This is a genomic window from Streptomyces sp. NPDC002886 (assembly GCF_042888445.1).
Classification (GTDB): Bacteria; Actinomycetota; Actinomycetes; order Streptomycetales; family Streptomycetaceae; genus Streptomyces.
Genome location: NZ_JBIAPV010000002.1, coordinates 738,976 through 764,900 on the forward strand (window position 1 = coordinate 738,976; position 25,925 = coordinate 764,900).

The 25,925-nt window shown below is 72.3% G+C and carries 25 protein-coding genes; 16 read left to right on the forward strand and 9 right to left on the reverse strand.

The window, feature by feature from the left end; genetic code table 11:
* Positions 1–85: 85 nt before the first annotated feature.
* Complete coding sequence (locus ACFYYB_RS09535) at positions 86–511, reverse strand: DUF3052 domain-containing protein (RefSeq protein WP_389434286.1); 426 nt, start codon at positions 509–511, stop codon at positions 86–88.
* A 436-nt stretch (positions 512–947) separates the two neighbouring features.
* Here ACFYYB_RS09535 and aceE point away from each other — a divergent pair, with 436 nt between their 5' ends.
* Together aceE and ACFYYB_RS09545 are read left to right on the forward strand one after the other, a co-directional pair.
* On the forward strand, positions 948–3,680 hold the full coding sequence (gene aceE, locus ACFYYB_RS09540) for a pyruvate dehydrogenase (acetyl-transferring), homodimeric type (RefSeq protein WP_327306908.1): 2,733 nt from the start codon (positions 948–950) through the stop codon (positions 3,678–3,680).
* A 71-nt stretch (positions 3,681–3,751) separates the two neighbouring features.
* Positions 3,752–4,639: a potassium channel family protein gene (locus ACFYYB_RS09545; RefSeq protein ID WP_389434288.1), complete on the forward strand. Its 888-nt coding sequence runs from the start codon at positions 3,752–3,754 to the stop codon at positions 4,637–4,639.
* Here the strand turns inward: ACFYYB_RS09545 and ACFYYB_RS09550 are convergent.
* Positions 4,620–5,168: a peptidase inhibitor family I36 protein gene (locus ACFYYB_RS09550; protein WP_389434289.1), complete on the reverse strand. Its 549-nt coding sequence runs from the start codon at positions 5,166–5,168 to the stop codon at positions 4,620–4,622. The genes ACFYYB_RS09545 and ACFYYB_RS09550 overlap by 20 nt on opposite strands.
* 515 nt (positions 5,169–5,683) lie before the next feature.
* On the opposite strand from ACFYYB_RS09550, the gene ACFYYB_RS09555 reads away from it, so the two are divergent.
* The 3 genes from ACFYYB_RS09555 to ACFYYB_RS09565 all read left to right on the forward strand — a co-directional run bounded on the left by ACFYYB_RS09555 (position 5,684) and on the right by ACFYYB_RS09565 (position 8,683).
* Positions 5,684–6,346 (forward strand): TetR/AcrR family transcriptional regulator, encoded by a 663-nt coding sequence (locus tag ACFYYB_RS09555; RefSeq protein ID WP_389434291.1) that lies wholly within the window; start codon positions 5,684–5,686, stop codon positions 6,344–6,346.
* Positions 6,347–6,624: 278 nt separating this feature from the next.
* Positions 6,625–7,764 (forward strand): alpha/beta hydrolase, encoded by a 1,140-nt coding sequence (locus tag ACFYYB_RS09560; RefSeq protein ID WP_389434976.1) that lies wholly within the window; start codon positions 6,625–6,627, stop codon positions 7,762–7,764.
* 73 nt (positions 7,765–7,837) lie between these two features.
* On the forward strand, positions 7,838–8,683 hold the full coding sequence (locus ACFYYB_RS09565; RefSeq protein ID WP_389434293.1) for a DUF4429 domain-containing protein: 846 nt from the start codon (positions 7,838–7,840) through the stop codon (positions 8,681–8,683).
* A 40-nt stretch (positions 8,684–8,723) separates the two neighbouring features.
* Here the strand turns inward: ACFYYB_RS09565 and ACFYYB_RS09570 are convergent, their stop codons facing one another.
* Together ACFYYB_RS09570 and ACFYYB_RS09575 are read right to left on the reverse strand one after the other, a co-directional pair.
* A complete protein-coding gene (locus ACFYYB_RS09570) occupies positions 8,724–9,758 on the reverse strand; it encodes an aldo/keto reductase (RefSeq protein WP_389434295.1) in 1,035 nt (344 codons plus the stop codon).
* Positions 9,755–10,171, reverse strand: coding sequence for a MerR family transcriptional regulator (locus tag ACFYYB_RS09575; RefSeq protein ID WP_327306902.1), 417 nt, complete (start codon positions 10,169–10,171; stop codon positions 9,755–9,757). Before ACFYYB_RS09575 ends, ACFYYB_RS09570 begins: the two co-directional genes overlap by 4 nt.
* Positions 10,172–10,222: 51 nt before the next feature.
* On the opposite strand from ACFYYB_RS09575, the gene ACFYYB_RS09580 reads away from it, so the two are divergent.
* On the forward strand, positions 10,223–11,050 hold the full coding sequence (locus ACFYYB_RS09580) for a serine hydrolase domain-containing protein (protein ID WP_389434297.1): 828 nt from the start codon (positions 10,223–10,225) through the stop codon (positions 11,048–11,050).
* A gap of 33 nt (positions 11,051–11,083) precedes the next feature.
* Here ACFYYB_RS09580 and ACFYYB_RS09585 read toward each other — a convergent pair whose 3' ends face one another.
* Positions 11,084–11,755 carry a pirin family protein gene (locus ACFYYB_RS09585; protein ID WP_389434298.1) on the reverse strand — a complete coding sequence of 224 codons (672 nt, stop codon included), beginning with the start codon at positions 11,753–11,755 and terminating at the stop codon, positions 11,084–11,086.
* An 80-nt stretch (positions 11,756–11,835) separates the two neighbouring features.
* On the opposite strand from ACFYYB_RS09585, the gene ACFYYB_RS09590 reads away from it, so the two are divergent.
* The 5 genes from ACFYYB_RS09590 to fabF all read left to right on the forward strand — a co-directional run bounded on the left by ACFYYB_RS09590 (position 11,836) and on the right by fabF (position 16,747).
* Entirely contained in the window at positions 11,836–13,053 is a 1,218-nt protein-coding gene (locus ACFYYB_RS09590) for a PucR family transcriptional regulator (RefSeq protein ID WP_389434300.1), read from the forward strand.
* Positions 13,054–13,142: 89 nt separating this feature from the next.
* Entirely contained in the window at positions 13,143–14,069 is a 927-nt protein-coding gene (locus tag ACFYYB_RS09595) for an ACP S-malonyltransferase (protein ID WP_389434302.1), read from the forward strand.
* Positions 14,070–14,088: 19 nt separating this feature from the next.
* Positions 14,089–15,093, forward strand: a complete 1,005-nt coding sequence (locus tag ACFYYB_RS09600; protein WP_389434304.1) for a ketoacyl-ACP synthase III — start codon at positions 14,089–14,091, stop codon at positions 15,091–15,093.
* A 63-nt stretch (positions 15,094–15,156) separates the two neighbouring features.
* On the forward strand, positions 15,157–15,405 hold the full coding sequence (locus tag ACFYYB_RS09605; RefSeq protein ID WP_243329395.1) for an acyl carrier protein: 249 nt from the start codon (positions 15,157–15,159) through the stop codon (positions 15,403–15,405).
* A gap of 76 nt (positions 15,406–15,481) precedes the next feature.
* Complete coding sequence (gene fabF / locus ACFYYB_RS09610; RefSeq protein WP_389434306.1) at positions 15,482–16,747, forward strand: beta-ketoacyl-ACP synthase II; 1,266 nt, start codon at positions 15,482–15,484, stop codon at positions 16,745–16,747.
* Between the two features lie 164 nt (positions 16,748–16,911).
* On the opposite strand, the gene ACFYYB_RS09615 is transcribed toward fabF, so the two are convergent.
* Positions 16,912–17,406 (reverse strand): DUF3145 domain-containing protein, encoded by a 495-nt coding sequence (locus tag ACFYYB_RS09615; RefSeq protein ID WP_254385450.1) that lies wholly within the window; start codon positions 17,404–17,406, stop codon positions 16,912–16,914.
* Positions 17,407–17,656: 250 nt separating this feature from the next.
* Between ACFYYB_RS09615 and ACFYYB_RS09620 the strand changes: the two genes are divergently transcribed.
* Positions 17,657–18,568: an SGNH/GDSL hydrolase family protein gene (locus ACFYYB_RS09620; protein ID WP_389434307.1), complete on the forward strand. Its 912-nt coding sequence runs from the start codon at positions 17,657–17,659 to the stop codon at positions 18,566–18,568.
* A 90-nt stretch (positions 18,569–18,658) separates the two neighbouring features.
* Here ACFYYB_RS09620 and ACFYYB_RS09625 read toward each other — a convergent pair whose 3' ends face one another.
* On the reverse strand, positions 18,659–21,118 hold the full coding sequence (locus ACFYYB_RS09625; RefSeq protein WP_389434309.1) for a beta-glucosidase: 2,460 nt from the start codon (positions 21,116–21,118) through the stop codon (positions 18,659–18,661).
* Between the two features lie 149 nt (positions 21,119–21,267).
* Here ACFYYB_RS09625 and ACFYYB_RS09630 point away from each other — a divergent pair, with 149 nt between their 5' ends.
* The 3 genes from ACFYYB_RS09630 to ACFYYB_RS09640 all read left to right on the forward strand — a co-directional run bounded on the left by ACFYYB_RS09630 (position 21,268) and on the right by ACFYYB_RS09640 (position 23,615).
* The gene (locus ACFYYB_RS09630; RefSeq protein ID WP_389434978.1) at positions 21,268–21,852 is read left to right on the forward strand and encodes a TetR/AcrR family transcriptional regulator; all 585 of its coding nucleotides are present in this window, start codon (positions 21,268–21,270) and stop codon (positions 21,850–21,852) included.
* A gap of 25 nt (positions 21,853–21,877) precedes the next feature.
* Positions 21,878–22,639: a carbon-nitrogen hydrolase family protein gene (locus tag ACFYYB_RS09635; protein WP_389434310.1), complete on the forward strand. Its 762-nt coding sequence runs from the start codon at positions 21,878–21,880 to the stop codon at positions 22,637–22,639.
* A gap of 241 nt (positions 22,640–22,880) precedes the next feature.
* Complete coding sequence (locus ACFYYB_RS09640) at positions 22,881–23,615, forward strand: class I SAM-dependent methyltransferase (protein WP_389434312.1); 735 nt, start codon at positions 22,881–22,883, stop codon at positions 23,613–23,615.
* Positions 23,616–23,652: 37 nt separating this feature from the next.
* Here ACFYYB_RS09640 and ACFYYB_RS09645 read toward each other — a convergent pair whose 3' ends face one another.
* Positions 23,653–24,003 (reverse strand): winged helix-turn-helix transcriptional regulator, encoded by a 351-nt coding sequence (locus ACFYYB_RS09645; protein ID WP_389434314.1) that lies wholly within the window; start codon positions 24,001–24,003, stop codon positions 23,653–23,655.
* A 97-nt stretch (positions 24,004–24,100) separates the two neighbouring features.
* On the opposite strand from ACFYYB_RS09645, the gene ACFYYB_RS09650 reads away from it, so the two are divergent.
* The gene (locus ACFYYB_RS09650; protein WP_389434316.1) at positions 24,101–25,012 is read left to right on the forward strand and encodes an NAD(P)-dependent oxidoreductase; all 912 of its coding nucleotides are present in this window, start codon (positions 24,101–24,103) and stop codon (positions 25,010–25,012) included.
* On the opposite strand, the gene ACFYYB_RS09655 is transcribed toward ACFYYB_RS09650, so the two are convergent.
* A complete protein-coding gene (locus ACFYYB_RS09655; RefSeq protein ID WP_389434317.1) occupies positions 25,002–25,883 on the reverse strand; it encodes an EI24 domain-containing protein in 882 nt (293 codons plus the stop codon). The two genes, ACFYYB_RS09650 and ACFYYB_RS09655, sit on opposite strands and share 11 nt — an antisense overlap.
* Positions 25,884–25,925 lie beyond the last annotated feature (42 nt).

The window sequence follows — 25,925 nt, forward strand, 5'->3', positions numbered from 1 at the left end:
GCCCGCCGCGAAACGCACACACCCCGCCCACCGGGAAGCTTCCGGCGGGCGGGGTGCGTGTGTCCGCATGACTGCGGGGCGCGGCTCAGCGCTTGGACTTGGCCGTCTTCGGAGTCGCCAGCTTGGTGGCGGTCCACTCCTTGCCGACGGGGAGACCCTTCGCCAGCGAGAGGCCGGCGGTCTCGGCGGCCTCGCTGATGTCGCTGGCCTCCACGAAACCGTCCTTGCCGGTCTTGGGAGTGACCAGCAGGATCAGTGCGCCTTCCTCGACCAGCTCGGTCGCGTCGACCAGGGCGTCCGTCAGGTCGCCGTCGTCCTCCCGGAACCACAGCAGAACCGCGTCTGCGACATCGTCGTAGTCCTCATCGACGAGTTCGGTGACGTGACCCTCTACGGCATCACGGAATTCCTGATCGACGTCGTCGTCGAAGCCGATTTCCTGGACCACCTGTTCGGACTGGAAACCCAGCCTGGCGGCCAGGTTCTCCGCGTGGTCCGCGGTCGCGCTCACGGGGTGCCTCCTGCTCATGTTCGGTGAATGTTCTTCGGCGGCGCGCGTACGCGCAGCATGGGCGTAGTCCACACGGGCGCGGCGGATCGCGCAAGTACCCGGCCGCCGAGACCGTCGAAACGGTGACGATTGCGGCCGTCTCGCCGCAACTTTCAGCCCTTCGGCATGTACCCCTGGTGATTCATCCCACACCATTCCACCTCATTCGGCACGGTCCCGGGACTTTCGCACCTGTTTGAGGGACGAACGGCCATGCGAAGGGGGTGATCGACATGGGCGTAAGGTTGCGGTTTGGGCGTTGTCGTCAGCGCGGCAGGCACAATCCCCCCACACTCCAGGGATTACCCAGCGGTAAAGATGACGATTTCTTCCGAGCGTAAGACCATGGGAGGCGGCGAGACTCAAGGCACGACTCCCCCGACAGCGAAGGAACAGCGTGGCTTCCGCATCCGATCGCAATCCGATCATCATTGGTGGCCTGCCGAGTCAGGTACCGGACTTCGATCCGGAAGAGACGCAAGAATGGCTCGACTCCCTGGACGCCGCGGTCGACGAGCGGGGCCGTGAGCGCGCCCGCTACCTCATGCTGCGGCTGATGGAGCGGGCCCGCGAGAAGCGCGTGGCCGTGCCCGAGATGCGCTCCACGGATTACGTCAACACGATCGCCACCAAGGACGAGCCCTTCTTCCCCGGCAACGAGGAGATCGAGCGCAAGGTCCTCAACGCCACCCGGTGGAACGCGGCCGTCATGGTGTCGCGCGCCCAGCGCCCGGGCATCGGCGTCGGCGGTCACATCGCCACCTTCGCCTCCTCCGCCTCCCTCTACGACGTGGGCTTCAACCACTTCTTCCGGGGCAAGGACGAGGGCGACGGCGGCGACCAGATCTTCTTCCAGGGCCATGCCTCACCCGGCATCTACGCCCGCGCCTACCTCCTGGACCGGCTCTCCGAGCAGCAGCTCGACGCGTTCCGCCAGGAGAAGTCGAAGGCCCCGTACGGGCTCTCCAGCTACCCGCACCCGCGGCTCATGCCGGACTTCTGGGAGTTCCCGACCGTCTCGATGGGCCTCGGTCCGCTCGGTGCGATCTACCAGGCCCGGATGAACCGGTACATGGAGGCCCGCGGGATCGCGGACACGTCCAAGTCACACGTTTGGGCGTACCTGGGCGACGGCGAGATGGACGAGCCCGAGTCGCTCGGCCAGCTCTCCATCGCGGCCCGCGAGCACCTCGACAACCTGACCTTCGTCGTCAACTGCAACCTGCAGCGCCTCGACGGCCCGGTCCGCGGCAACGGCAAGATCATGCAGGAGCTGGAGTCGCAGTTCCGCGGCGCCGGCTGGAACGTCATCAAGCTGATCTGGGACCGCTCCTGGGACCCGCTGCTGGCCCAGGACCGCGACGGCATCCTGGTCAACAAGCTGAACACGACCCCGGACGGCCAGTTCCAGACGTACGCCACCGAGACGGGCGCGTACATCCGCGACCACTTCTTCGGCGGCGACCACCGGCTGCGGGCCATGGTCGAGAACATGACCGACCAGCAGATCCAGCACCTGGGCCGCGGCGGTCACGACCACAAGAAGGTCTACGCGGCCTACGCGGCGGCCAAGGCCCACAAGGGCCAGCCGACGGTGATCCTGGCGCAGACAGTCAAGGGCTGGACGCTCGGCCCGAACTTCGAGGGCCGCAACGCGACCCACCAGATGAAGAAGCTGACGGCCGACGACCTCAAGCGCTTCCGCGACCGCCTGCACATCCCGATCACGGACGCCCAGCTGGAGGACGGCGCGCCGCCGTACTACCACCCGGGCCGCAACTCCCCCGAGATCCAGTACATGCACGACCGCCGCAGCGCGCTCGGCGGCTACGTGCCGACCCGCGTGGTGCGCGCGAAGCCGCTCCAGCTGCCGGGCGACGCCACCTACGCGGCGGCCAAGAAGGGCTCGGGACAGCAGTCGATCGCCACCACCATGGCCTTCGTCCGCATCCTGAAGGACCTCATGCGGGACAAGGAGATCGGCAAGCGCTTCGTGCTGATCGCCCCCGACGAGTACCGCACCTTCGGCATGGACGCGTTCTTCCCGAGCGCCAAGATCTACAACCCGCTGGGCCAGCAGTACGAGGCGGTCGACCGCGACCTGCTGCTCGCGTACAAGGAGTCGCCGACCGGCCAGATGCTGCACGACGGCATCTCGGAGGCGGGCTGCACGGCCTCGCTGATCGCCGCGGGTTCGGCGTACGCGACGCACGGCGAGCCGCTGATCCCTGTCTACGTCTTCTACTCGATGTTCGGTTTCCAGCGCACGGGTGACCAGTTCTGGCAGATGGCGGACCAGCTGGCCCGTGGTTTCGTCCTCGGCGCGACCGCCGGCCGGACCACCCTCACGGGTGAGGGCCTGCAGCACGCCGACGGCCACTCCCAGCTGCTGGCCTCGACCAACCCGGGCTGTGTGGCGTACGACCCGGCGTACGGGTACGAGATCGCGCACATCGTCAGGGACGGTCTGCGGCGCATGTACGGCCCCGACGCCGAGGACGTCTTCTACTACCTGACGGTCTACAACGAGCCCATCCAGCACCCGGCCGAGCCGGCCGGCGTGGACGTGGACGGGATCCTCAAGGGCATCCACCGGATCTCCGAGGGCACCACGGGAGCGATCGGGGCGCAGATCATGGCCTCGGGCGTGGCCGTGCCGTGGGCGCTGGAGGCGCAGCGGATCCTCGCCGCCGAGTGGAACGTCAAGGCGGACGTCTGGTCGGCGACCTCCTGGAACGAGCTGCGCCGCGACGCGGTCGCCGTGGAGGAGCACAACCTGCTCCACCCGGAGGAGGAGCAGCGCGTCCCGTACGTGACGAGCAAGCTGTCCGGCGCGGAGGGTCCGTTCGTGGCGGTCTCCGACTGGATGCGGGCGGTCCCGGACCAGATCTCGCGCTGGGTCCCGGGCCCGTACACCTCGCTGGGCGCGGACGGCTTCGGCTTCGCGGACACGCGGGGCGCGGCCCGGCGCTTCTTCCACATCGACGCTCAGTCGGTGGTCCTCTCGGTGCTGACCGAGCTGGCCAAGGAAGGCAAGATCGACCGTTCGGCGCTGAAGCAGGCGATCGACCGGTACCAGCTGCTGGACGTCCGGGCGGCCGACCCGGGCGCGGCCGGGGGCGACGCGTAGCCGTCACTTTTCCGTAGGGGCGCCGGGACACCTGTCCCGGCGCCCCTTACGCGTTCTTTACGATGCTCCGCATGAAGCAACCCTCCCCCCAGGCCCGGTGGGAACGCCGGACGCAGATGCCACTGCTGGTGCTCGCCCTGGGATTCGCCGTGGCCTACGCGGTGCCCATCGTGCTGCCCGACGCGAGCCCGGCGGTGCACGCCGCCTGCAAGCACGCCGAGTGGGGGGTGTGGGCCGCCTTCGCCGCCGACTACCTGGTGCGGCTGGGTCTGGCGCGGTCGAAGAGGGCCTTCGTACGGACCCACTGGCTGGACCTGATGGCGGTGGTGCTGCCGATGATCCAGCCGCTGCGGCTGCTGCGGGTGGTCTCCACCCTGATGCTGGTGGGGCGGCGGGCCCGGATGGCCCCGCAGATCCGGCTGACCACCTACGTGGCGGGCTCGGTGGTCGGGCTGCTGATGTTCGGCTCGCTGGCGGTGCTGAGCGTGGAGCGGGACGCCCCCGACGGCAACATCAAGAACCTCGGGGACGCGCTGTGGTGGTCGGTGACCACGATGACGACGGTCGGCTACGGGGACCACTCCCCCACCACGGGCCTCGGACGGCTGCTGGCGGTCGGGCTGATGCTGTCCGGGATCGCGCTGCTGGGTGTGGTGACCGCCAACATCGCGGCCTGGTTCATCTCCCGCTTCGAACGCGACGACCTGGTCGAGCGCGCCCAGACGGCGGCGATCTCCGAACTGACGGCGGAGGTACGGGCGCTGCGTGCGGAGGTCGCGCTGCTCGGCGGGGGCCCGGGGGCGGGCCGGGCCGCGGGTGCCGCCGGGGCCGCGGAGGCTCCCGGTGCCGCCCGGGACCCCGGGCCCGCCCCGGAGCCGGCCCCGGTCGCCGGGGTCGGCGCCCAGGGCGGGCCGGTCCAGGCGGGTGACGGCGCCGCCGTCAGCGCTCCCACACCTTGAACGCCCTGACCTGGTAGGGCGACTGGGGCAGCCACACCCCGTCGCCCGGGTAGGTCTGGAACTCGCCGGTCTCGGCGCATTCGGCGGACTGGTAGGTGGTGACCGGGCGGCCGGTCCGGTTCGTGAGGGACTGGGCGGTGGTCCCGGCGGGCAGGGCGGTGCAGCTGTTGATGTCGAGGGTGCTGAGCTCGTGGGTCGTGCGGGCGCCCTTGAACTCCGGCTTCGCCCACAGGCACAACTGCCCGGTGGCGCAGGCCCCGAGCGTCGGCGGCCCGGCGGCCCGCCCCCGCGGCCGACCGGAACCCCGGGTGGCGGCCGGACCATCGGCACGGACCGGGGCCAGGACCTGCGCCTGACCCTGCGTCTGGCCCTGCGCCTGCGCCGGCGTGAGGCTCGGGGCGCGGGCCGCCGCGTGGGCGGATTCCGCCGTGCCGGGGATCAGCAGGGTGGCGGCGAGTGCGGTGGCCGTGACGGCGGGGAAGCCGGAGAAACCGAAGAAACCGGAGAAACTGGTGCTCCACGTACGCATGACGGGTCAACTCCTGGTGGACGTACGGGCCCCGGACCGTTTCCGAAGGCTCCGTCGGCACCACGCTGACCTGCGAGGACGTCCCGGCGGAAGGGGCCGCGAGCGGGTCCACCCGGATAGGCGACAGCCCCGCCGGAACCGTCCGGCGGGGCTGTCGCGGCCCCGGAGTTGACGCCCGCGCGGCCTCCGGGACCTCCGCCATCGCGCGGCCCCCCGGCACGGTGCCAGCGGGACACCGTGCACGGGCGGGCCGCCGGGGCGGGGCGAAGGGGCTGGATGCGGGCCGCGACCACGCCCGCGACGGTGAAGGCGGTGCCCACCCCTGACACGAACGTGTCGTGGCCGACCCCCGCGATGGTCGCCGCGAGCCGCTCCGGCGCCTCCGGCGAGAGTGCGCCCCCGCCGTCGACGGTGATCCGACCGATCACGCCGACAGAATAGTGTCAGCGGCTGACACTTCACAGGGCGGTTCGTCAGACAGCGCTGTCAGGTCGGTCACAGGTACCCTGACGGCCGTGACGACCGATCAGCGGCCCGCGTCCGCACCGCCGGCCGGACTGCGCGAGCGCAAGAAACAGCGCACGCGCGACGCACTGCTGCGCGCGGCCCTCCTCCTCTTCATCGCCCAGGGGTACGAGGAGACGACCGTCGACGAGATCACCGACGCCGTGGACGTCTCCCAGCGCACCTTCTTCCGGTACTTCGCCAACAAGGAAGAGGTCGCCTTCGCCGTCCAGGACCTGGTCGAATCGCACTTCGTCGCGGCGCTGGACTCCCGCCCGCCCGCCGAGGGCCCCTTCGAGGCGATGCGCTCGGCCGTGCTCGCCGCCTGGGACACCGTCGACGAGGCCATTTCGGACCTGGTCCCCATCGACCTGTACATGCGCAGCTACCGGCTGATCGAGTCCACCCCGGCCCTGCTCGCCGTGCACCTGCGCCGCTCCACCGAGCTGGAGGAGCGGATCGCCCGGCTGCTGGCCGAGCGCGAGGGCCTGGACGTGGACGCCGACCCGCGCCCGCGGGTGGCCGTCGCCGCGTTCACGGGGGTGATGCGCGTCACCGGCCGGCTCTGGGGGCAGGGCGAGGACACCAGCGTGGCCGCCATCCGGCGGATGACCGAGGTCTACCTCGACCAGATCGGCCCGGCGCTGGCCTCCGACTGGCGCCGGCCCGCCTGACCTGCGCGGTTCGCACCCGGCCGGGCGAAGACCCGGAGGGGTGCGGCGAAGACCCGTACGGGCCCGGTCGCCCGCGCGCGCCGATCCGTACGGGAGCACCCGCCGGCGGGTGTCCCACGATCGGCCGTGACTCCCGTCACCCGGCGCGCAGCCACCCGCGACGGTCTCCTAGGCTGGAGGCAGTGAACCTGCCCGGCCCCGCCCACGCCCTCTCCGCCGACGCCCCCGCGCGCCCGGCCGCCCTGCGCGCGCTGCTCGCCCTGACGGTGGTCTTCCTGATGCTCGCGACCACCGGCTGGACGGCCGTCTACCGGACCGCGGACGACCCGTCCCCGCGCCAGGCCGCGCTCGCGTCCTGGGCGCATGCGCACTTCGAAGGCCGGGCCCTGCCCGCCGCGGACGCCCCGGCGCCCGTGGTGGCACGTTTCTTCAGGAGTCTCGACGGCGCCCAGCGCGCCCGGCTCACCGAGGGCCATCCGCTGGTGGTCGGCAATCTCGACGGCGTGCCGCCCGACGTCCGCTACCGGGCCAACCGGATGGCCCTGAAGCAGGCCGCGCGGGTCGAAGGCACCCGTGCCCGCGACATCACGCTGGCCCCCTCCGACCGTGCCGTCGCCGCCCGGCGCTCCCACCGCTTCGAGTCCCTCGCCGAGCCCGGCCGGCAGATCCTCGTCTTCGACCCCACCGGCGGCGCCCTCGTCGCGGAGGTCTTCGGCGACCTCGACGAGGCCCGCCGGGTCTCGGTGGTCGTCCCCGGCGTCGACACCGACGCGCTCACCTTCGAGCGCTCGGTGCGCCGGCTGACCGCACCGGTCGGCATGGCCGAGTCCCTGTACGAGGCCGAGCGCGCGGCCGCCCCCGACAGCCGGACCGCGGTCATCGCCTGGGCCGGCTACACCGCCCCGACCGGCGTCGGCATGGACGCGGCGACCGGGCGACTGGCCGTGGACGGCGCGGCCAGGCTGCGCGCACTGACCTCCGGGCTGCCGGGACGGGCGAGCGTGGCGCTGTTCTGCCACAGCTACGGCTCGGTGGTGTGCGGGGTGGCGGCGCACGAACTGCCGTCCCGGGTCACGGACATCGTGGTGGCCGGGAGCCCCGGCATGCGCGCCGGGAACGCCGCCGAGCTGGGCACCTCCGCGCGGGTGTGGGCGATGCGCGATGCCGGCGACTGGATCGCCGACGTGCCCCACCTGGAGTTCGGCGGCCTGGGCCACGGCGTGGATCCGGTCTCCGGGGAGTTCGGCGCGCGGGTCCTGTCGGCGGCCGGAGCCAAGAGCCACACCGGCTACTTCGAGCCAGGGACCGAATCTCTGGACAACTTCGCCAAAATCGGAACCGGTGCGTTCGGTTCCACCGTGTGCGCCGCCGGGGACGACTCCTGCCGACGCGGAACTTCCGGTTCGGACGGCGCCTGACCGCTCGGCCGACCCGAAATCGGACCGCGCAGCAGGGGGACGCACGGGGGTGCGCCCCTTTACGATGTCCCGCATGGGTGACGTACTGGCCGGAAACCATGCCGTCTGGGAGTTCGACCGCACCACGAACTCGCTCATCATCCGCTTCGCACGGGGGATACGAACGCCCAGACTCTGGCACGCCCTGGGGGAACGCCGGATTCCCCTGGAAGCGTTGTCCGGGGTGGACCTGACCGTGGGGCGGCGGGACACCCTGGTGCTGCACGCCCGCGTACGGGTGGGAGCGGACCCGCTGATGGAAGCCGCGGCGGGGCAGCTGCGGGAGGTCTGCGATCCGTACCGGCTGGTGTTGCCGGGTGGCGGGGGCGAGGCCGGCCGTGCCGCCGCCTTCACCGAGACCCTGCGCGAACGGCTGGGGCCCGCCGAGCCGGCCGAGCGGTTCCTCGTCCGCGTCCCGGAGCCGCCGGCCACGCTGAAGGCGTACGACGCCCGGCTCTCCTTCGACGGCGGCGCCGTCACCTTGCGCTGGTCGCGCACCGGGGCCACGAGCGCCAAGTGGAAGGCGGGCGACCAGCGGTATCCACTGGTCGCCCTGGCCGGGCTGGTCTGGCACTCCCCGGAACGGCCCGGCGGCCACCTACGGCTGTTGCCCCGCGAGGGCGCCGGTGATCCGCGGCCCGACCACGATCTCGCCTCCGCGGTGTTCGGTGTGGGGTACGGGGGCGTCCACGAGTCGCTGCCCTTCGCGGCGGCCGTGCTGGTGGCCCTGCGGGCGCGGGCCGTCGTCGCCTCCGGCGCGGGGGTGTCCGGGCCGCGGGCCTGGGAGCGGATCCAGCACCTCGCCGAGCTGCACGGTGCGGGGCTCCTCACGGACGCGGAGTACCGGGCCCTGCGGGACCGGTTCACGGCCGGGGCCTGACCACGAGGCTGGATGAGGCCGGATCCAGCCGACGCGGGACCTACCCCTCGCGCGCCGCCGACGTGGAGCTCATGTCCGGGTAGCGATCGCCTGCGACCTGGGCCGCGATCGGCTCCAGCAGGGCGAGTTCCGCCGTCGTCAGGGTGATGCGGGTCGCCGCCGTGTTCTCCGTGAGGCGGGAGGGCTTGCGGGTGCCCGGGATCGGGACGACCGTCAGGCCGTGCACCGCCGCCCGCTGCTGCACCCACGCCAGGGCGATCTGCGCCGGCGTGGCCCCGCGGGCCGCCGCGATCTCCCGTACGGGGGTCAGGAGCTCCCCGTTCGTCTTCGCGTTGTCACCGGTGAACCGGGGCTGGTACTTGCGGAAGTCGTCGGCCGTCAGATCCGCCGACGCGTCCGCGAAGGCCCCGGTCAGGAAGCCGCGCCCGAGCGGGGAGTACGGCACGAAGGCCACGCCCAGCTCCGCCGCCGCGCCCACCGCGCTGCGCTCCACGTCCCGGCTGAACAGCGACCACTCCGACTGGAGCGCCGCGATCGGGTGCACCGCGTGCGCCTCGCGCAGCTCGGCGCCGGTCACCTCGCTGAGCCCGAGGTGGCGCACCTTGCCCTCCTTCACCAGCTCCGCCATCGCGCCCACCGACTCGGCGAACGGAACGGCCGGGTCCCGCCGGTGCATGTAGTAGAGGTCGATCACCTCGGTGCCCAGCCTGCGCAGGCTGTCCTCCACCGCGCCGCGGATGTACGCGCGGTCGTTGCGGACCGCCCGGTACTGCGGGTCGTCCGTCCGCTCTATGGCGAACTTCGTGGCGAGGGTGATCCGGTCGCGGTGCGCGGCCACGAACGGTGCGAGGAACTCCTCGTTGGCGCCCCGCCCGTAGATGTCGGCGGTGTCGAAGAGCGTGACCCCGGCGTCCAGCGCCGCGTCCAGGGTCTGCCGGGCCGCCGCCTCGTCCGTCTCCCCGTAGAACTCGCTCATGCCCATGCAGCCGAGCCCCTGGACGCCCACCAGCGGTCCGCCCGCGCCCAGTTCGACCTGCTCGATCCGTGCCGTGTCGCCTGCCGTGTTTCCGGTCATGTCCGGTCTGCCTCTCCCGCGACGGTGGTGCACATCGCATATGTGTCGATCTTGTAGTCCAGTACGGCGAGCGCGTCGGTCAGTTCCGCGATCCGCGTCCGCACCTCGTCGCGCGTGCGCTCCAGCAGCTCCCGCCGGTCGTCGGCGGTGTGCGGGCCCTCGCGGACGAGTTCCGCGTACCGGACCATGTCCGCCACCGACATTCCGGTGGTGCGCAACTTCCCGACGAAGCCCAGCCATTCGAGGTCCTTGTCGGTGAACCGCCGCTGCCCCGAGTGCGAGCGGTCCACGTGCGGCATCAGGCCGATCCGCTCGTACCAGCGCAAGGTGTGCTGGGTCAGACCGGTCCGTGCCTCGACCTCGCTGATCGTGTACCGCGTCCGCGTCTGCAGGGGGGTCTGGGTCAGGCTCATGGCTCCACGCTAAATCCTTGGAGTGCACTCCAAGCAAGTACCCTCGGCCGCATGGAGAGCTTGCAGAGTCTGCGCATCATCGAGAACTGGCCGGTTCCGACCGCGGCCGCGGCCGTGGTCGACTCCGACGGGACCGTGCTCGGCACGCACGGCCCGGTGGACCACCGCTTCCCGCTGGCCTCCGTCACCAAGCCGCTCACCGCCTACGCCGCCCTCGTCGCCTACGAGGAGGGCGCGATCGAGCTGGACGAACCGGCAGGGCCCGCGGGCTCCACCGTGCGCCACCTGCTCGCCCACACCAGCGGCCTGGCCTTCGACGAGCACCGGGTGACGGCCCCTCCCGGGGAGCGCCGGCTGTACTCGAACGCCGGTTTCGAGGAGCTCGGCGACCACATCGCGAAGGCCACCGGGATCCCCTTCGCCGCGTACCTGGCCGAGGCCGTCTTCGAGCCGCTGGGCATGGAGTCGAGCAGCCTGGAGGGCTCGCCCGCCAAGGACGGCGTCTCCACCGTCTCCGACCTGCTGCGCTTCGCCGCCGAGCTCCAGCAGCCCCGGCTGCTGGACGTCCGCACCGTCGCGGAGGCCACCTCCGTGGTCCACCCCGGGCTCAAGGGCGTGCTGCCCGGCTACGGCCACCAGTCCCCCAACGACTGGGGTCTCGGCCTGGAGATCCGCGACGGGAAGGCCCCGCACTGGACGGGCGCCGGGTCCTCGCCGCGCACCTTCGGGCACTTCGGGCAGTCCGGGACCTTCCTGTGGGTGGACCCGGACGCCCGCGCCGCCTGCGTGGCGCTGACCGACCGCGCCTTCGGGCCCTGGGCGGTCGAGGCCTGGCCGCCGTTCACCGACGCGGTGCTCGCCGAGCTCAGGACCCGCTGAGACCCCCGCGGGACCCGCGCCCGCGGGTCCCGCCTAGGCGAACTCCCAGATCAGCACCTCGGCCGGCGAGCCGGCGACCAGTTCCAGCTCCGGCTCGCCGGTGATCCGCACCGAGTCCCCGGGGCTGAGCTCCTCGGCGCCGTCCGCGGATCCGCCGTGCAGCCGCAGGTCGCCCCGTACGACGTGCAGGTACACCCGCCCGGCGGCCGGTACGGCCACCCGCTCGCCCGCGCCCGGACGCCGTACGTGCAGGACGGCCCCGGCGGCCGGCACGGCGTAGGGCGTGCCGTCGGCGATCCCCCGGACCAGCGCGTACGAGGGTTCCCCGGCCGGATCGGCCGGGGCCAGCCACATCTGGACGAACCGCAGCGGGCCGGAGCCGTCGTTGCGCTCCGCGTGCCGGGTCCCGGACGCCGCGCCCAGGTGCTGTACGTCACCGGGCCGCACCAGGGTGGTGGCGCCCTCGGCGTCCCGGTGGGTGAGCTCGCCCTCGGCCACCCAGGTCACGATCTCGGTGTGGCTGTGGGGGTGCTCGTCGAAGCCCGCACCGGGGGCGAGGCTCTCCTCGTTGCACGCCAGGACCGGGCCGAACCGCAGGTTGTCGGGGTCGTAGTGCGCGCCGAAGGAGAAGGCGTGCCGGGTCGTGATCCCGGAATCCGGGTCCCCGCCCTCGAACCGGTCGGGGTCTCGGCGTACATCAATCATGGGGGCCACCGTAGCCCCGGAGGGCGGCCCGGGACGGGACCGGACTCCGCGCAGCGGTTCCGATAAGGCAGTCTTGTCACGTGCCCCAACCCGAACGTGAGCATTCACCCGCGGCCCATCCCGCACATCCGGCTCCGGCCCATCCGCACGCGGCGACGCTGCGACGACTGGAGAAGTCCTCCGGCCGGCTCGCCGCCAACGCCATCGCGCGCATGGACGAGACGCTGTCGTGGTACCGGGCGATGCCGCCGGAGAACCGGTCCTGGATCGGCCTGGTCGCCCAGGCCGGCATCGCCGCGTTCACCGAGTGGTTCCGGCATCCGGAGACCCCCCAGGCGATCTCCACCGATGTCTTCGGGACGGCTCCGCGCGAGCTGACCCGGGCGATCACCCTGCGCCAGACCGTCGAGATGGTGCGGACCACGATCGAGGTCATGGAGACCGCGATCGACGAGGTCGCCGCGCCCGGCGACGAGTCGATCCTGCGCGAGGCCCTGCTCGTGTACGCCCGGGAGATCGCCTTCGCGACGGCCCAGGTGTACGCCCAGGCCGCCGAGGCACGCGGTGCGTGGGACGCCCGGCTGGAGTCCCTGGTGGTCAACGCGGTGCTGTCCGGGGAGGCCGACGAGGGCGCGCTGTCCCGGGCCGCGGCGCTCGGCTGGAACTCCCCCGAGCACGTGTGCGTGGTGCTGGGCACGGCACCGGAGGGCGACAGCGAGCTGACGGTCGAGGCGATCCGGCGCGCGGCCCGCCACCACAAGCTGCAGGTCCTCACCGGTGTGCTGGGTGACCGGCTCGTGGTGATCGCGGGCGGCAGCGACAATCCGATGCAGGTGGCGAAGTCGCTGATCGGGCCGTTCGCGGCGGGTGCGGTGGTCGCCGGACCGGTGGTCCCGGACCTGCTGAACGCCACGAAATCGGCGCAGGCCGCCGTGGCCGGACTCAAGGCCTGTACGGCGTGGCAGGACGCGCCGAGGCCGGTCCTCGCGGATGATCTCCTGCCCGAACGCGCGATCGCCTCCGACCCTGCGGCCCGCGAGCAGTTGGTGGAGGAGATCTACAGACCGCTCGAAGAGGCGGGCTCGGCCCTCCTGGAAACGCTGAGTGTTTATCTGGAGCAGGCGAGCAGCCTGGAAGGTGCGGCCCGGATGCTGTTCGTACACCCGAACACCGTGCGCTACCGGCTGCGACGTGTGACAGACGTCACCGGCTGGTCGCCCTCGGATGTCCGCTCCGCGTTCACGCTGCGAATCGCCCTGATCCTCGGACGTCTGGCCGACGGCGATCCTCAGTCCTAAGCTTTTGTCGGACATCAACAATTACCCCGATGGTTCTTCGTCCCTGTCCCCACGGGCGGCGCGGACCGAACACAAGAGAGAGTGTGAGGGTGCTCGTACTCGTCGCTCCCGGCCAAGGCGCACAGACGCCCGGCTTCCTGACTCCCTGGCTCGAACTGCCCGGCGCCGCTGACCGCGTCGCCGGCTGGTCGGACGCCATCGGGCTCGACCTTGCCCACTACGGCACCAAGGCCGACGCGGACGAGATCCGCGACACGGCCGTCGCACAGCCCCTGCTGGTGGCCGCCGGCCTGCTCGCCGCGGCCGAGCTGACCACCAAGGCCGGCCCCGGCGCCTTCGGCGCGGTGGCGGGCCACAGCGTCGGCGAGATCACCGCCGCCGCGTACGCGGGGGTGCTGTCCGACGCGGACGCGCTGTCCTTCGTACGCACCCGCGGGCTCGCCATGGCCGAGGCCGCGGCGACCACCGCGACGGGCATGGCCGCCGTGCTCGGCGGGGACCCGGACGTCGTCGTCGCCCACCTCGAGAAGCTGGGTCTGACCGCGGCGAACGTCAACGGCGCGGGCCAGATCGTCGCCGCGGGGACCGTGGAGCAGATCGCGGCCCTGGAGGCCGAGAAGCCCGAGGGTTCCATGAAGGTCGTCGCCCTCAAGGTCGCGGGCGCCTTCCACACGCACCACATGGCTCCGGCGGTCGCCGGTCTGGAGAAGGCCGCCACGGCCCTCTCCCCGGCCGACCCGGTGCTGACGTACGTATCGAACAAGGATGGTCAGGTCGTGACCACGGGCGCCGACGTCGTCGCCCGGCTGGTCGGCCAGGTGGCCAACCCGGTCCGCTGGGACCTGTGCATGGAGACGTTCGCCGCACTGGGCGTCACCGGGATCGTCGAGCTTTCCCCCGGTGGCACCCTGGCGGGTCTGGCCAAGCGCGCGCTGAAGGGCGTACCGAGCGTGGCGCTGAAGACCCCGGACGATCTCGACAAGGCCGCGGCTCTCGTCACCGAGCACGCGGTCTGAGAGAAGGAGCCCACTCAGCATGTCGAAGATCAAGCCTGCCAAGGGCTCCCCGTACGCCCGCATCCTCGGTGTCGGCGGCTACCGTCCGATCCGCGTGGTGCCGAACGAGGTCATCCTCGAAACCATCGACTCCTCCGACGAGTGGATCCGGTCCCGCTCCGGCATCGCCACGCGGCACTGGGCCTCCCCCCAGGAGACCGTCGCCGCGATGTCGGTGGAGGCCTCGGGCAAGGCCCTGGCCGCCGCCGGGATCGCCCCGGAGAAGATCGGCGCCGTGATCGTCTCGACGGTGTCGCACTTCAAGCAGACCCCGGCCGTGGCGACCGAGATCGCGCACCGCATCGGCGCGGGCAAGCCCGCCGCCTTCGACATCTCCGCGGGCTGCGCCGGGTTCGGCTACGGCCTGACCCTGGCCAAGGGGCTCGTCGTCGAGGGTTCCGCGGAGTACGTCCTCGTCATCGGCGTGGAGCGGCTCTCGGACCTGACCGACCTGGAGGACCGCGCGACGGCCTTCCTGTTCGGTGACGGCGCGGGCGCCGTGGTCGTCGGCCCCTCGGACGAGCCGGCCATCGGCCCCACCGTGTGGGGTTCGGAGGGCGACAAGTCGGAGACCATCAAGCAGACCGTGCCGTGGGACGAGTACCTCGGCAAGGACGGCGGCAACAAGTTTCCCGCCATCACCCAGGAAGGCCAGGCGGTGTTCCGCTGGGCCGTCTTCGAGATGGCGAAGGTGGCCCAGCAGGCGCTCGACGCAGCCGGGATCACCGCCGATGACCTGGACGTCTTCATTCCGCACCAGGCGAACATGCGGATCATCGACTCGATGGTGAAGACTTTGAAGCTGCCGGAGCACGTCACGGTCGCCCGTGACATCGAAACCACCGGCAACACCTCGGCCGCCTCGATCCCGCTCGCAATGGAGCGGCTCCTGGCGACCGGAGCGGCGAAGAGCGGCGACACCGCGCTCGTCATCGGCTTCGGGGCGGGGCTCGTCTACGCCGCCACGGTCGTTACCCTCCCCTAGGGCCCGGGATCCACATCCCGGACTCCGTTCGACCCCAGCTAGCTATATAGAAGGAGCGCCAACATGGCCTTCACCCAGGAAGAAATCGTCGAAGGTCTCGCGGAGATCGTCAACGAGATCGCCGGCATCCCGACCGAGGACGTCCAGCTCGAGAAGTCCTTCACCGACGACCTGGACGTCGACTCCCTGTCCATGGTCGAGGTCGTCGTCGCCGCCGAAGAGCGCTTCGAGGTGAAGATCCCGGACGAGGACGTCAAGGGTCTCAAGACCGTCGGCGACGCCGCGAGCTACATCCTCAAGCACCAGGCCTGAGCCTGACGAGCGTTTGTCGCCACCTGGCGGTGGCGCCGTGACAATTCACCCCCTGAAACGTGGAGAAAGAATTCCTGTGAGCCCGACCAATCGCACCGTGGTCGTCACCGGTATCGGCGCAACCACTCCGCTGGGTGGCGACAGCGCTTCGACCTGGGAAGGTCTACTTGCCGGCCGTTCCGGCGTAAGGCCCCTCGAAGGTGAGCGCTTCGCCGAACTCCCGGTCCGTATCGCCGCCACCGCCGCCGTGGACCCGAGTGAGGTCCTCCCCCGGCCGCTGGCCCGCAAGCTGGACCGCTCGGCCCAGTTCGCGATCATCGCGGCCCGCGAGGCGTGGGCCGACGCCGGTTACACCGGCCCGGCGGGCGAGGACGCGTCCATCGCGCCCGAGCGCCTGGGCACCGTCATCGCTTCCGGCATCGGCGGCGTGACCACCCTGCTCGACCAGTACGACGTACTGAAGGAAAAGGGTGTGCGCCGGGTCTCCCCGCACACCGTCCCCATGCTCATGCCCAACGGCCCGTCGGCCAACGTCGGCCTGGAGGTCAACGCCCGCGCGGGCGTGCACACTCCGGTCAGCGCCTGCGCCTCCGGAGCCGAGGCCATCGGCTACGCCGTCGAGATGATCCGTACCGGCCGTGCCGACGTGGTCGTCGCCGGCGGTACCGAGGCGGCCATCCACCCGCTGCCGATCGCGGCGTTCGCCAACATGATGGCGATGTCCAAGAACAACGAGAACCCGACCACGGCCTCCCGTCCGTACGACAAGGCCCGTGACGGCTTCGTCCTCGGCGAGGGCGCGGGCGTCGTGGTCCTGGAGTCCGCCGAGCACGCCGCCGCGCGCGGCGCCCGCGTCTACTGCGAGGTGCTGGGCCAGGGTCTGTCCGCGGACAGCCACCACATCGCGCAGCCGGAGCCCACCGGCCGCGGCGTCTCGGCCGCGCTGCAGAACCTGCTCGACAACACGGGCCTGGACCCGGCCGAGCTGGTCCACGTGAACGCGCACGCCACGTCCACCCCGCAGGGTGACACGGCCGAGCTGAAGGCCCTGCGCAAGGTGCTGGGCGAGGACCTCGACCACATCGCGATCTCGGCCACGAAGTCGATGACCGGTCACCTCCTCGGTGGCGCGGGCGGCATCGAGACGGTCGCGACGGTGCTGGCGCTGTACCACCGCCTCGCCCCGCCGACGATCAACCTCGACGACATCGACGACGACATCGACGCGGACATCGTGCGCGACGAGCCCCGCAAGCTCCCCGCCGACGGCCCGATCTCCGCGATCAACAACTCCTTCGGCTTCGGCGGCCACAACGTCTCGCTGGCCTTCCGCACCATCTGAGTTACCGCACGCGTGAAGGGCCCCGCTCGGCATCTGCCGGGCGGGGCCTTCTGCGTGCCGGCTGCGGTGTCCGAACGACGACCACCGCGACCATCAATTGAGGAACCCCAACGGCGAGCAACCAGGTCCGCGAGAGCGGCGCCGGTTTAGGCGCAAAGAGGTGCCTAGACCACCTGGTGGAGCCAGCGCACCGGGGCGCCCTCGCCCGCGTAGCGGAAGGGTTCGAGCTCGTCGTCCCAGGGTTTGCCGAGCAGTTTGGCGATCTCCTCCTCCAGGTCCGTCTCGCCGTGCGCGGACCGGGCGAGGGCGGCGCGCAGCCGGTCCTCGGGGATCAGGATGTCGCCGTGCATACCGGTGACGGCGTGGAAGATGCCCAGGTGCGGGGTGGAGCTGTAGCGCTCGCCCTCGGCGGTCGGACAGGGTTCCGCGGTCACTTCGAAGCGGAGCAGATGCCATCCGCGCAGTGCGGAGGCGAGTTTCGAGGCGGTGCCCGCCTCGGCCTGCCAGGAGAACTCGGCTCTCCAGGTGCCCGGGGAGGCGGGCTGACGGATCCAGTCGAGGTTCACCCGCACCCCGAGCACCCCCGCAACAGCCCATTCCACGTGCGGGCAGAGCGCGCGCGGTGCGGAGTGCACGTACAGGACTCCACGTGTCGTCACCGGGACCTCCAGTGTGGGACGAGGTCGGGAATAAACTCCAGAAAACGGACAGTATGTGACGTGATGTAATGTAACGGAAATTATTTGACATTGCGTCGCGGGACTTGCGGCCGAAACGCCACGGGAAAAAGCTACCGTGCGCCGGGGGTCATGGTGTGACGTACGGTCGCTCCGAGGCCCGTAAACACAGAGCATTCACTCAGCAGGACGCCGCCGAATGACGCGGGGGCGACGAGGAGGGACCTTCCGCATGCGCACCACCGCCCCACGCCGCCGCGCGCGTCGGACTTCCGCGGGTGCGGGCGCGGGCGCGGCGGCCGCCCTGATGGTCCTGACCGCGGCCGCGCTGACCGGGTGTTCGGCGGACGCGGTGAAGCCCGGGGGCGAGCGCGGGGCGCAGGCGGCCCCGCGGTGGAACACCGCACCCGCCTCGGTCGCCGCCGTGGGCGACTCCATCACGCGCGGTTTCGACGCCTGTTCGGTGCTGGCCGACTGCCCCGAGGCCTCCTGGGCCACCGGCGACGACCCCGAGGTGCGCTCGCTGGCCGCCCGGCTGCTCGGCGAGGCCGAGGCGCCCGCGCGCAGCTGGAACTACGCGGTGACCGGCTCCCGGATGGCGGACCTGCCGGGTCAGCTCGCCTCGGCCGCCGCGCACAAGCCCGGCCTGGTCACGGTGATGGTGGGCTCCAACGACGCCTGCCGGCCGTCCGCGTCGTCGATGACCCCGCTGGCCGCCTTCCGCTCCGGATTCGAGAAGGCGCTGGCCGGTCTGCGGGCGGCCTCGCCGGCCTCGCAGGTGTACGTCTCCAGCGTCCCGGACCTCCAGCGGCTGTGGGAGCAGGGCAAGGACGACCCGATGGTGCGGCGGATCTGGAAGCTGGGCATCTGCCAGTCGATGCTCGCCGATCCGACCTCGGCGACCGCCGGTGCGACGGCCCGGCGGGAGCAGGTGCGGGCGCGCGTGGTCGAGTACAACGAGGCGCTGCGCGAGGTCTGCGCGAAGGACGAGCTGTGCCGCTACGACGGCGGCGCGGTCTTCCAGTACCCCTTCGCGGCGGAGCAGTTGAGCCGCTGGGACTGGTTCCATCCGGGCAAGGACGGGCAGGCGCGGCTCGCGGAACTGGCGCACCGACAGGTGACGTCCGCCGAGCCTCCGCGTTGACGCGACAGGTGGATCGGACCGGGGGCGGGTGTCAGGGCCCGCCCCCGGTCCAGCTCTTTTAATCGCCCCGATAGGGGTGATTTCCGGCCATTACAGGTCGAGGGCCGCCGTCAGCCGCGTGTCGCCGTGCGAACGGCTCGCGCGGACCTCGTAGCCGCCGCCGATCCGCCGCCAGGACAGGGACGGCTGGTCCCAGATCTCGAAGGCGCGCTCCGGCAGCGGGATCTCCACGTCGACGCTCTCGCCGGGGCCGGCGGTCACGCTCGCGAAGCCCGCCAGCCAGCTCGCCGGGCGCTCCACGCCGTCCGCGACGGGCGCCAGGTAGACCTGTACGGTCTCGCGGCCCGGCCGGGTGCCGGTGTTGGTGACGCGGACCTTCGCCAGCGTGGGGGTGGCCTCCAGGGACTCGTACGCCCAGTCCGTGTAGCCGAGGCCGTGCCCGAAGGGGAACGCCGGGGCGATCCCGTGCTTCTCGTAGGCCCGGTAGCCGATGAAGAGGCCCTCGGTGTACTCCAGGCGCCCCTCGGTGGGGGTGACTTCGGTGACCGGCGCGTCGGCGAACTCGGCGGGCCAGGTGGTGGGCAGCCGGCCGCCCGGCTCGGCCTCGCCGAGGAGTACGTCGGCCAGCGCGGCCCCGCCCTCCTGCCCGGGGAACCAGGTCAGCAGGACGGCGGCGACCTCCTCGCGCCACGGGAGCTCCACCGGGGAGCCCGCGTTGACGACGACCACGGTGTTCGGGTTGACCGCGGCGACGGCGCGCACCAGGTCGTTCTGGCGGCCCGGGAGGGTGAGGTCCTTGCGGTCGAAGCCCTCGGACTCCACCCGCTCGGTGGTGGCGACGACCACGACGGCGGTGTCGGCGGCGCGCGCGGCCTCCACGGCCTCGGCGATGAGCTCGTCGGCGGCGCGCTGCGGGCCGAGGTGGAGGAAGGAGAACATGATCGCCTTGAGCGGCAGGGCGGACACGTCGGGGACCTGGTAGGTCAGGGAGACCTCGACGGCCTCGCCCTCGGTGAGACCGAGGCGGGTCCGCACCTGGGGAGCGCCGAAGAAGGCCTCGAAGGGGTCGGCCTCGTCACCCATCGGCTGGACCCCGTCGAAGCGGACCTCTCCGCCGACGGCGAGGGTGAAGGCGCCGAGTCCCCGGGTGCCGAAGGCGTGCTCGCCGCTCTCGCGCGGGACGAAGGTACCGGTGACCTCGATGCTGGCCATCGTCTCGTACGTGGCGCCCTCGGGCAGGTCGTCGCCGATCCACTGGACCTGGCCGGTGGGCAGCGAGCCGGTGCCGATGACCGCGCCGGAGGCGTCCCGGCAGACCGCGCGGAGCTGGAAGCCCTTGTCGGCGGGGGTCAGTTCGTCACTGGGGTCGGCGCCGACGGTGAAGGTCAGCGCGCCGCCGGGCAGGGCATCGGTGAGTCCGTCGAGCGGGGAGACGATCCGCTCGGGGAAGACGGTGGCGCTGCCGCCGCCGAGGACGCGGGCGTCGCGGGCGGCGGCGCCGATGAGGGCCACGGTGCGGCCGGGGGCCGTGTCGAGCGGGAGCACGGGCTTCCCGTCGGCGGCGGCCTCGTTGCGTACGAGGACGAAGCCGCGGGCGGCCAGCTCGCGGGCCAGCGCCTGGCCGTCGATGGCGGCCGGGACCTCGCCGACCTCGGCGGGGGCGCCCTCCAGGATGCCGACGCGGGCGGCGAGGCGCAGGACGTTGCGGACGGCGTCGTCGACGGCGGACTCGGGGACCTCGCCCGAGCGGACGGCTTCGGCGAGCGGGGCGCCGTAGACGGAGACGGGGCCGGGCATGACCACGTCGAGGCCGCCGAGGATGTCGCCGGTGGTGGAGCGGGCGGCCATCCAGTCGGAGACGTTGGCGCCGTCGAAGCCCCATTCGGCGCGCAGGACCTCGTTGACGAGGTGGGTGTTCTCGCTCATGAACACGCCGTTGACCCGGTTGTAGGCCGTCATGATGCCCCACGGGTGGGCGTTCTCGACGATCGCCTCGAAGGGCGCCAGGTACAGCTCGCGCAGCGGGCGCGGGGCGATCACGCTGTCGACGGTGAACCGCTCGGTCTCCGCGTCGTTGCCGACGAAGTGCTTGACGGTGGTGCCGACGCCGCCGTCCTGGACGCCGTTCACGTAGCCGCTGCCGACGGCGCCGGTGAGGTACGGGTCCTCGGAGTAGCACTCGAAGTGCCGGCCGCCGAGCGGGGAGCGGTGCAGGTTGACGGTGGGCGCGAGCAGGACGTGGACGCCCTTGCGGCGGGCCTCCTGGGCGAGGAGCCGGCCGGCCCGGCGGGCCAGCTCGGGGTCCCACGCGGCGGCGAGCGCGGTCGGGGAGGGCAGGGCGATCGACGGGTCGTCGGCGGTCCAGCGCACGCCGCGCACCCCGATGGGGCCGTCGGAGAAGACCAGGGACTTCAGCCCGATCTGCGGGAGCGCGGGCAGCGACCACATGTCCTGGCCGGCCAGCAGCCGGGCCTTGGTGTCGAGGTCCAGCTTGCCCAGGGCCGTCTCTACGGCGTCGTTGCGGACCTGATCGGCATCGGTCACGGCCATGCCTCCTCGTTGGGTGCGGGTGCGCGGTGCGGCGCGGTGACCCCATGGTGGACCCGTTACCTGTAGAGCGGTAGGGTTCGTAACCTGTTCGTAATCGATCGATGTCGTACGGTCTGCTGGCAGCTATGGAACGGAAGGGGTGGCGGGCGATGGTCAGGGCCAGGAGCGAGGAACGGCGCGTGGAGATCGTCCGCGCGGCCGTCGAGGTGATCGCCGAACGCGGCTACCGGGGCGCGGCCCTGGGCGCGGTCGCCGAGCGGGTGGGCCTGACCCAGCAGGGACTGCTGCACTACTTCCCGACCAAGGAGGCGCTGCTGGTCGCGGTCTTGGAGGAGCGCGACCGCTGGGACACCGGCGGCGGCACCGCGCTGGCCGAAGCCTGGCGCCCGGACCTGCTGGCCTCGCTGGTGGAGTACAACGCCATGCGCCCCGGCATCGTGCAGACCTTCTCGGCGCTGCTCGGCGAGAGCGTCACCGAGGGCCACCCGGCGCGGGAGTTCTTCGCCGAGCGCTACGCGCAGGTGCGCTCCGCGATGGCGGCGGTCCTGCGCGCGGAGTACGGGGAGCGGCTCCCCTCGGGCCTCACCCCCGAGCAGGCGGCCCCGCTGCTGGCCGCCGTGATGGACGGCCTCCAGTACCAGTGGCTGCTGGCCCCGGAATCCGTGGACATGCCCGGCACCTTCCGCGCCTTCCTGGACCTGATCCAGGGGCCCCGGGCCGAAGACTCGCCCTGATCTCGGGGCTGGCATGCTGGGCCGGGTGAAGATCGCCGCCGCGCAGCTGAGCTGCGTCCCCGCCGACGTGTCCGCCAACGCCGTACGGGCGGCCGCGCTCGCCGTGCGGGCCCGGGAGGAGGGCGCCGCCCTGGTCGTGTTCCCCGAGCTCACGCTGACCGGCTACGAGTTGGCCTCGCTCGGCGCCGACCCCGGTCTGTGGCTGGCCGACGCCGAGGACCCCCGGCTGGACCCCGTCCGTGCCACCGGGATCGCCACCGCCGTCAACGTCGCGCTGCGCACGGACGGCCCCCGGCCCGTCATCGCGACCCTGGTCCACGACGCGGACGGCGCGCACGTGACCACGTACGCCAAGCAGCACCTGTTCCGTCACGAGCAGGAGGTCTTCGCCGCGGGGTCGGTCCCGGGCCGCTTCGAGCTCGGCGGGATCCGCTTCTCCCTGGGGATCTGCTTCGACAACCACTTCGCGGACGTGCCCGCCGCGGGCGCCGCGGCCGGCTGCCGGGTCCACCTGGCGAGCTCGCTCTACGGCACGGGCGACGGCGTCGCCGAGCGGGCGGCGATCCACCCGGGGATCGCACGGGACTTCGGGATGTACGTGGCCCTGGCCAACCACGTCGGACCCGCCGGACCGTGGACCGGCTGCGGGGGCGCGGCGGTGTGGGCGCCGGACGGGACCCCGCTGGCCGAGGCGGACGCGAGCACGCCGTCGGTCGCCGTGGCGGAGGTGCCCGTGGAGGCGCCGGCGGAGGCTTCGACGGAGACCTCGGCGGAGGCGTCGGCCTGACGGGGCGTCCGGCCCGAAGACCCCGGAACTCGTGTGGAAACAGGGCCCGGACCGGCCGGGAAAGGGCCGTGGGGGCGCTGGGCGAGGCCCTGGGGCGCTTGCCCTCCCCACCCGCGGGGGCGGGGACCGGCCCGGCGGCGACAGGGCGCCAGATGGCCCGTCAGACATCTCCCGCACCCCGCCTGACCTGGGCTTTTCTCCGGTTCACCGATAAAATTGGGGACATCTGAAAGGGGCTCGGATGGACCGCAGCATACGCAGTGTCGACGACGTACTCGCCCTCATGGACGGCCTCTTCGCACCGGAGGCCGACCGCTGGACCGCAGGCGGCTCCGCCTGGTGGGACGGCTTCTACGCCGACCGTGAGCGGCCGGTGCCGTTCTTCGCGGCGAAGCCCGACGAGAACCTCGTCTCCGGCCTCGACCGCGGGCTGATCCCCGCCGGCGGCCGCGCGCTGGACCTCGGCTGCGGCCCCGGCCGCAACGCCCTGCACCTGGCCGCCCGGGGCTTCGAGGTGGACGCCGTCGACCTCTCCCCGACGGCGCTGGCCTGGGCCGGGGAGCGGGCCCTCGCCGCCGGAGCCCGGGTGCGCTTCCACCACGGGGACGCCTTCGGCGCGGCCGGCGCCGGGCTCGTGGGCCCGTACGACCTGATCTACGACTCGGGGTGCTTCCACCACCTGCCGCCGCACCGCCGGATCAGCTACCTGGCCCTGCTGGACCGGCTGCTGGCCCCGGGCGGCCGCTTCGCCCTGACCTGCTTCGCCTCGGGCGCGATGGGCTCCGAGCTGCCCGACGCGGAGTTCTACGGCCGGGCCCGCCTCGAAGGCGGGCTCGCCTACACCCCGGAGGCACTGCGCCGGATCTTCGGGGACCTCACCGAGGTGGAGCTGCGCCGGATGCACGACGAGCCCGCGTCCTCCGTTTCCTTCGGCGAGGACTTCCTCTGGACGGCGCTGTTCCGCCGCCCGGAGTGAGCGCCCGGCCCTCCGGGGCGGGGGCCCGGACCCGTCCTCACACGGGGACCGTCTGGGCGGTGCCGGGGATCAGGTGCTTCGTGCCCCACGCTCCGAGGGCCGCCAAGGCCCCGTTCAGCTCCTGGCCGAGCGGGGTCAGCGAGTACTCCACCCGCGGCGGGACCTCCTCGTAGACCTCGCGGTGGACGATGCCGTCCGTCTCCAGCTCGCGCAGCTGGGCCGCGAGCACCTTCTCCGAGACCCCCGGAACCAGGCGGCGCAGTTCGCCGAAGCGTCGCGGGCGCTGCTCCAGCTCCCACAGCACCGACACCTTCCACTTGCCGTCGATCACGGACATCGCCGCGGCGATCCCGCAGTGATCCGCCCCCGGCCGCTGTGTCATTGCCATCGCGCACCCCTCCCCACCTGTTCGCTCACCTCGGGGTAACCACGCACTCCGAAGTGCCTACTTGAGCACCTGACGGCCCTCCACCAGGCTAAACGGCATGACCGACACCAGCACGAAGACCGGCACGAACAACGGCGCGAAGACCCCGCTCACCCTCCTCGGACTCGGTGCGATGGGCACCGCCCTCGCCCGCACCTGGCTCGCCGCCGGGCATCCCCTCACCGTCTGGAACCGCACCCCCGCCAAGGCCGAGGCCCTCGCGGCCGAAGGCGCCGTCGTCGCCGCGACCCCGGCCGAGGCGGTGGCCGCGAACGGCCTGATCGTGGTCTGCCTGCTGGACCACGCCAGCGTCGGCGAGGCGCTGGAGGGCCTGGACCTCACCGCCAAGGACCTGGTCGACCTGACCACCGGCACGCCCGCCGAAGGCCGCGCCCGGGCCGCGTGGGCCCTGGAGCGCGGGGCCCGGTTCCTGGACGCCGGGATCATGGCCACCCCGTCGATGATCGGCGCGCCCGAGGCCGGCGGGTACGTCTTCTACAGCGGCTCCCCCGACCTGTTCGAGGAGCACCGGAGCACGCTGGAGGTACCGGCCGGCGCCCGCTTCGTCGGCCCCGACCCCGGCCACGCGGCCCTGCACGACGTGGCCCTGCTGAGCGCGATGACCGGACTGTTCGCCGGGATCTCGCACGCCTACGCGCTGATCGAGGGCGAGGACGTCTCCCCGAAGGACCTGGCTCCGCTGCTGACCGAGTGGCTGGGGGCGATGGGCTTCTTCGCGGGCGCGGCCGCCGAGCGGCTGGTCTCGGGGGACTTCACCACGGGCGTCGAATCGAACCTGGCCATGCAGGTCACGGCGAGCGCCACCTTGCTGAAGACCGCCGCGGATCAGGGGGTCAGCGCCGAGCTGATCAGTCCGTACCTGGACCTGATGCGCGAACGCCTGGGAGCCGATCCGGCGGCCCACGGCGGCGAGGACACCGCCGGGGCGATCGCCCTGCTCAGGCGCTGAGGCTCTTGCCCTGCGCCGGTCCCTGAGGCCGGCCCTGGCCCTGGGGCTGCCCCTGGCCCTGCGCCTGGCCCTGAGGCTGCCCCTGCGCCGGGCCCTCGCTCTGGTCCCGGTCCTGCTCCTGCCCCCGCTCCGGGTTCTCGCCCACCAGGTCCCGGACCATGAGGGTCGCCCCGGCCACCGCGCCGGGCATCAGGAACACGGCGACGAGCGGCACCAGGAAGGACAGGACGAGCGGCACCCCGAAGCCGAGCGCCAGCATCCGCCGCGCGCGCAGCAGCGCGAGCTGCTCGGTGAGCTGCACCCGGCGGCGCATCAGGGCGACGGAGGTGAGCTCCTGGGCGAGGAAGAAGCCGGAGACGCAGAAGCCGAGGACGGGCACCACGGTCTGCCCGATCACCGGGACGAAGCCGAGCGCGAAGAGCAGGATCCCGAAGAGCAGCACCCGGCCGAGGATCCGCAGGCTGTCCCGGGCGGAGATCCACAGCTCCTGCGCGAGCGTGAGGCCCGACTCCGGGACCTCGCCGCCCTCGGTGCGGTCGACCTGCTCCGAGAGGGACTCGTAGAACGGCTGGCCCACGAGCAGGGTCACGGCGGTGAAGGTGATCACCGCGAGGAAGAGGCCGAGGCTGAAGACCAGGGCGGTCAGGAAGCCGCGGAAGAGCCCGACCCACGGGGAGGACCAGTCGTCGGCGAAGGGGGTCGCCCACGCGGTCAGGTCGTCGGCGCCGTAGCCGAGGCCGATGAGGGCGCCGGCGTACAGCACGAGGGAGACGAGCCCGGGCAGCAGCCCGAAGCCCAGCCAGCGGCCGTGGCCAAGTACCCATCGCTGTCCGGCCAGCAGATAGCCGAATCCCCCCGCAAGATCACGCATGGGTCCAGTTTAGGGCGGGCGCCCGGGCGGGCGGACGCCGGG

Bases quoted from the DNA above. Each gene is read 5' to 3' on its own strand.
- ACFYYB_RS09545 (WP_389434288.1), top strand. From the start codon at position 3,752: ATGAAGCAACCCTCCCCCCAGGCCCGGTGGGAACGCCGGACGCAGATG.
- ACFYYB_RS09550 (WP_389434289.1), bottom strand. From the start codon at position 5,168: ATGCGTACGTGGAGCACCAGTTTCTCCGGTTTCTTCGGTTTCTCCGGC.
- ACFYYB_RS09560 (WP_389434976.1), top strand. From the start codon at position 6,625: ATGCTCGCGACCACCGGCTGGACGGCCGTCTACCGGACCGCGGACGAC.
- ACFYYB_RS09565 (WP_389434293.1), top strand. From the start codon at position 7,838: ATGGGTGACGTACTGGCCGGAAACCATGCCGTCTGGGAGTTCGACCGC.
- ACFYYB_RS09570 (WP_389434295.1), bottom strand. From the start codon at position 9,758: ATGACCGGAAACACGGCAGGCGACACGGCACGGATCGAGCAGGTCGAA.
- ACFYYB_RS09575 (WP_327306902.1), bottom strand. From the start codon at position 10,171: ATGAGCCTGACCCAGACCCCCCTGCAGACGCGGACGCGGTACACGATC.
- ACFYYB_RS09580 (WP_389434297.1), top strand. From the start codon at position 10,223: ATGGAGAGCTTGCAGAGTCTGCGCATCATCGAGAACTGGCCGGTTCCG.
- ACFYYB_RS09585 (WP_389434298.1), bottom strand. From the start codon at position 11,755: ATGATTGATGTACGCCGAGACCCCGACCGGTTCGAGGGCGGGGACCCG.
- ACFYYB_RS09600 (WP_389434304.1), top strand. From the start codon at position 14,089: ATGTCGAAGATCAAGCCTGCCAAGGGCTCCCCGTACGCCCGCATCCTC.
- ACFYYB_RS09605 (WP_243329395.1), top strand. From the start codon at position 15,157: ATGGCCTTCACCCAGGAAGAAATCGTCGAAGGTCTCGCGGAGATCGTC.
- ACFYYB_RS09620 (WP_389434307.1), top strand. From the start codon at position 17,657: ATGCGCACCACCGCCCCACGCCGCCGCGCGCGTCGGACTTCCGCGGGT.
- ACFYYB_RS09625 (WP_389434309.1), bottom strand. From the start codon at position 21,118: ATGGCCGTGACCGATGCCGATCAGGTCCGCAACGACGCCGTAGAGACG.
- ACFYYB_RS09630 (WP_389434978.1), top strand. From the start codon at position 21,268: ATGGTCAGGGCCAGGAGCGAGGAACGGCGCGTGGAGATCGTCCGCGCG.
- ACFYYB_RS09640 (WP_389434312.1), top strand. From the start codon at position 22,881: ATGGACCGCAGCATACGCAGTGTCGACGACGTACTCGCCCTCATGGAC.
- ACFYYB_RS09645 (WP_389434314.1), bottom strand. From the start codon at position 24,003: ATGGCAATGACACAGCGGCCGGGGGCGGATCACTGCGGGATCGCCGCG.
- ACFYYB_RS09650 (WP_389434316.1), top strand. From the start codon at position 24,101: ATGACCGACACCAGCACGAAGACCGGCACGAACAACGGCGCGAAGACC.
- ACFYYB_RS09655 (WP_389434317.1), bottom strand. From the start codon at position 25,883: ATGCGTGATCTTGCGGGGGGATTCGGCTATCTGCTGGCCGGACAGCGA.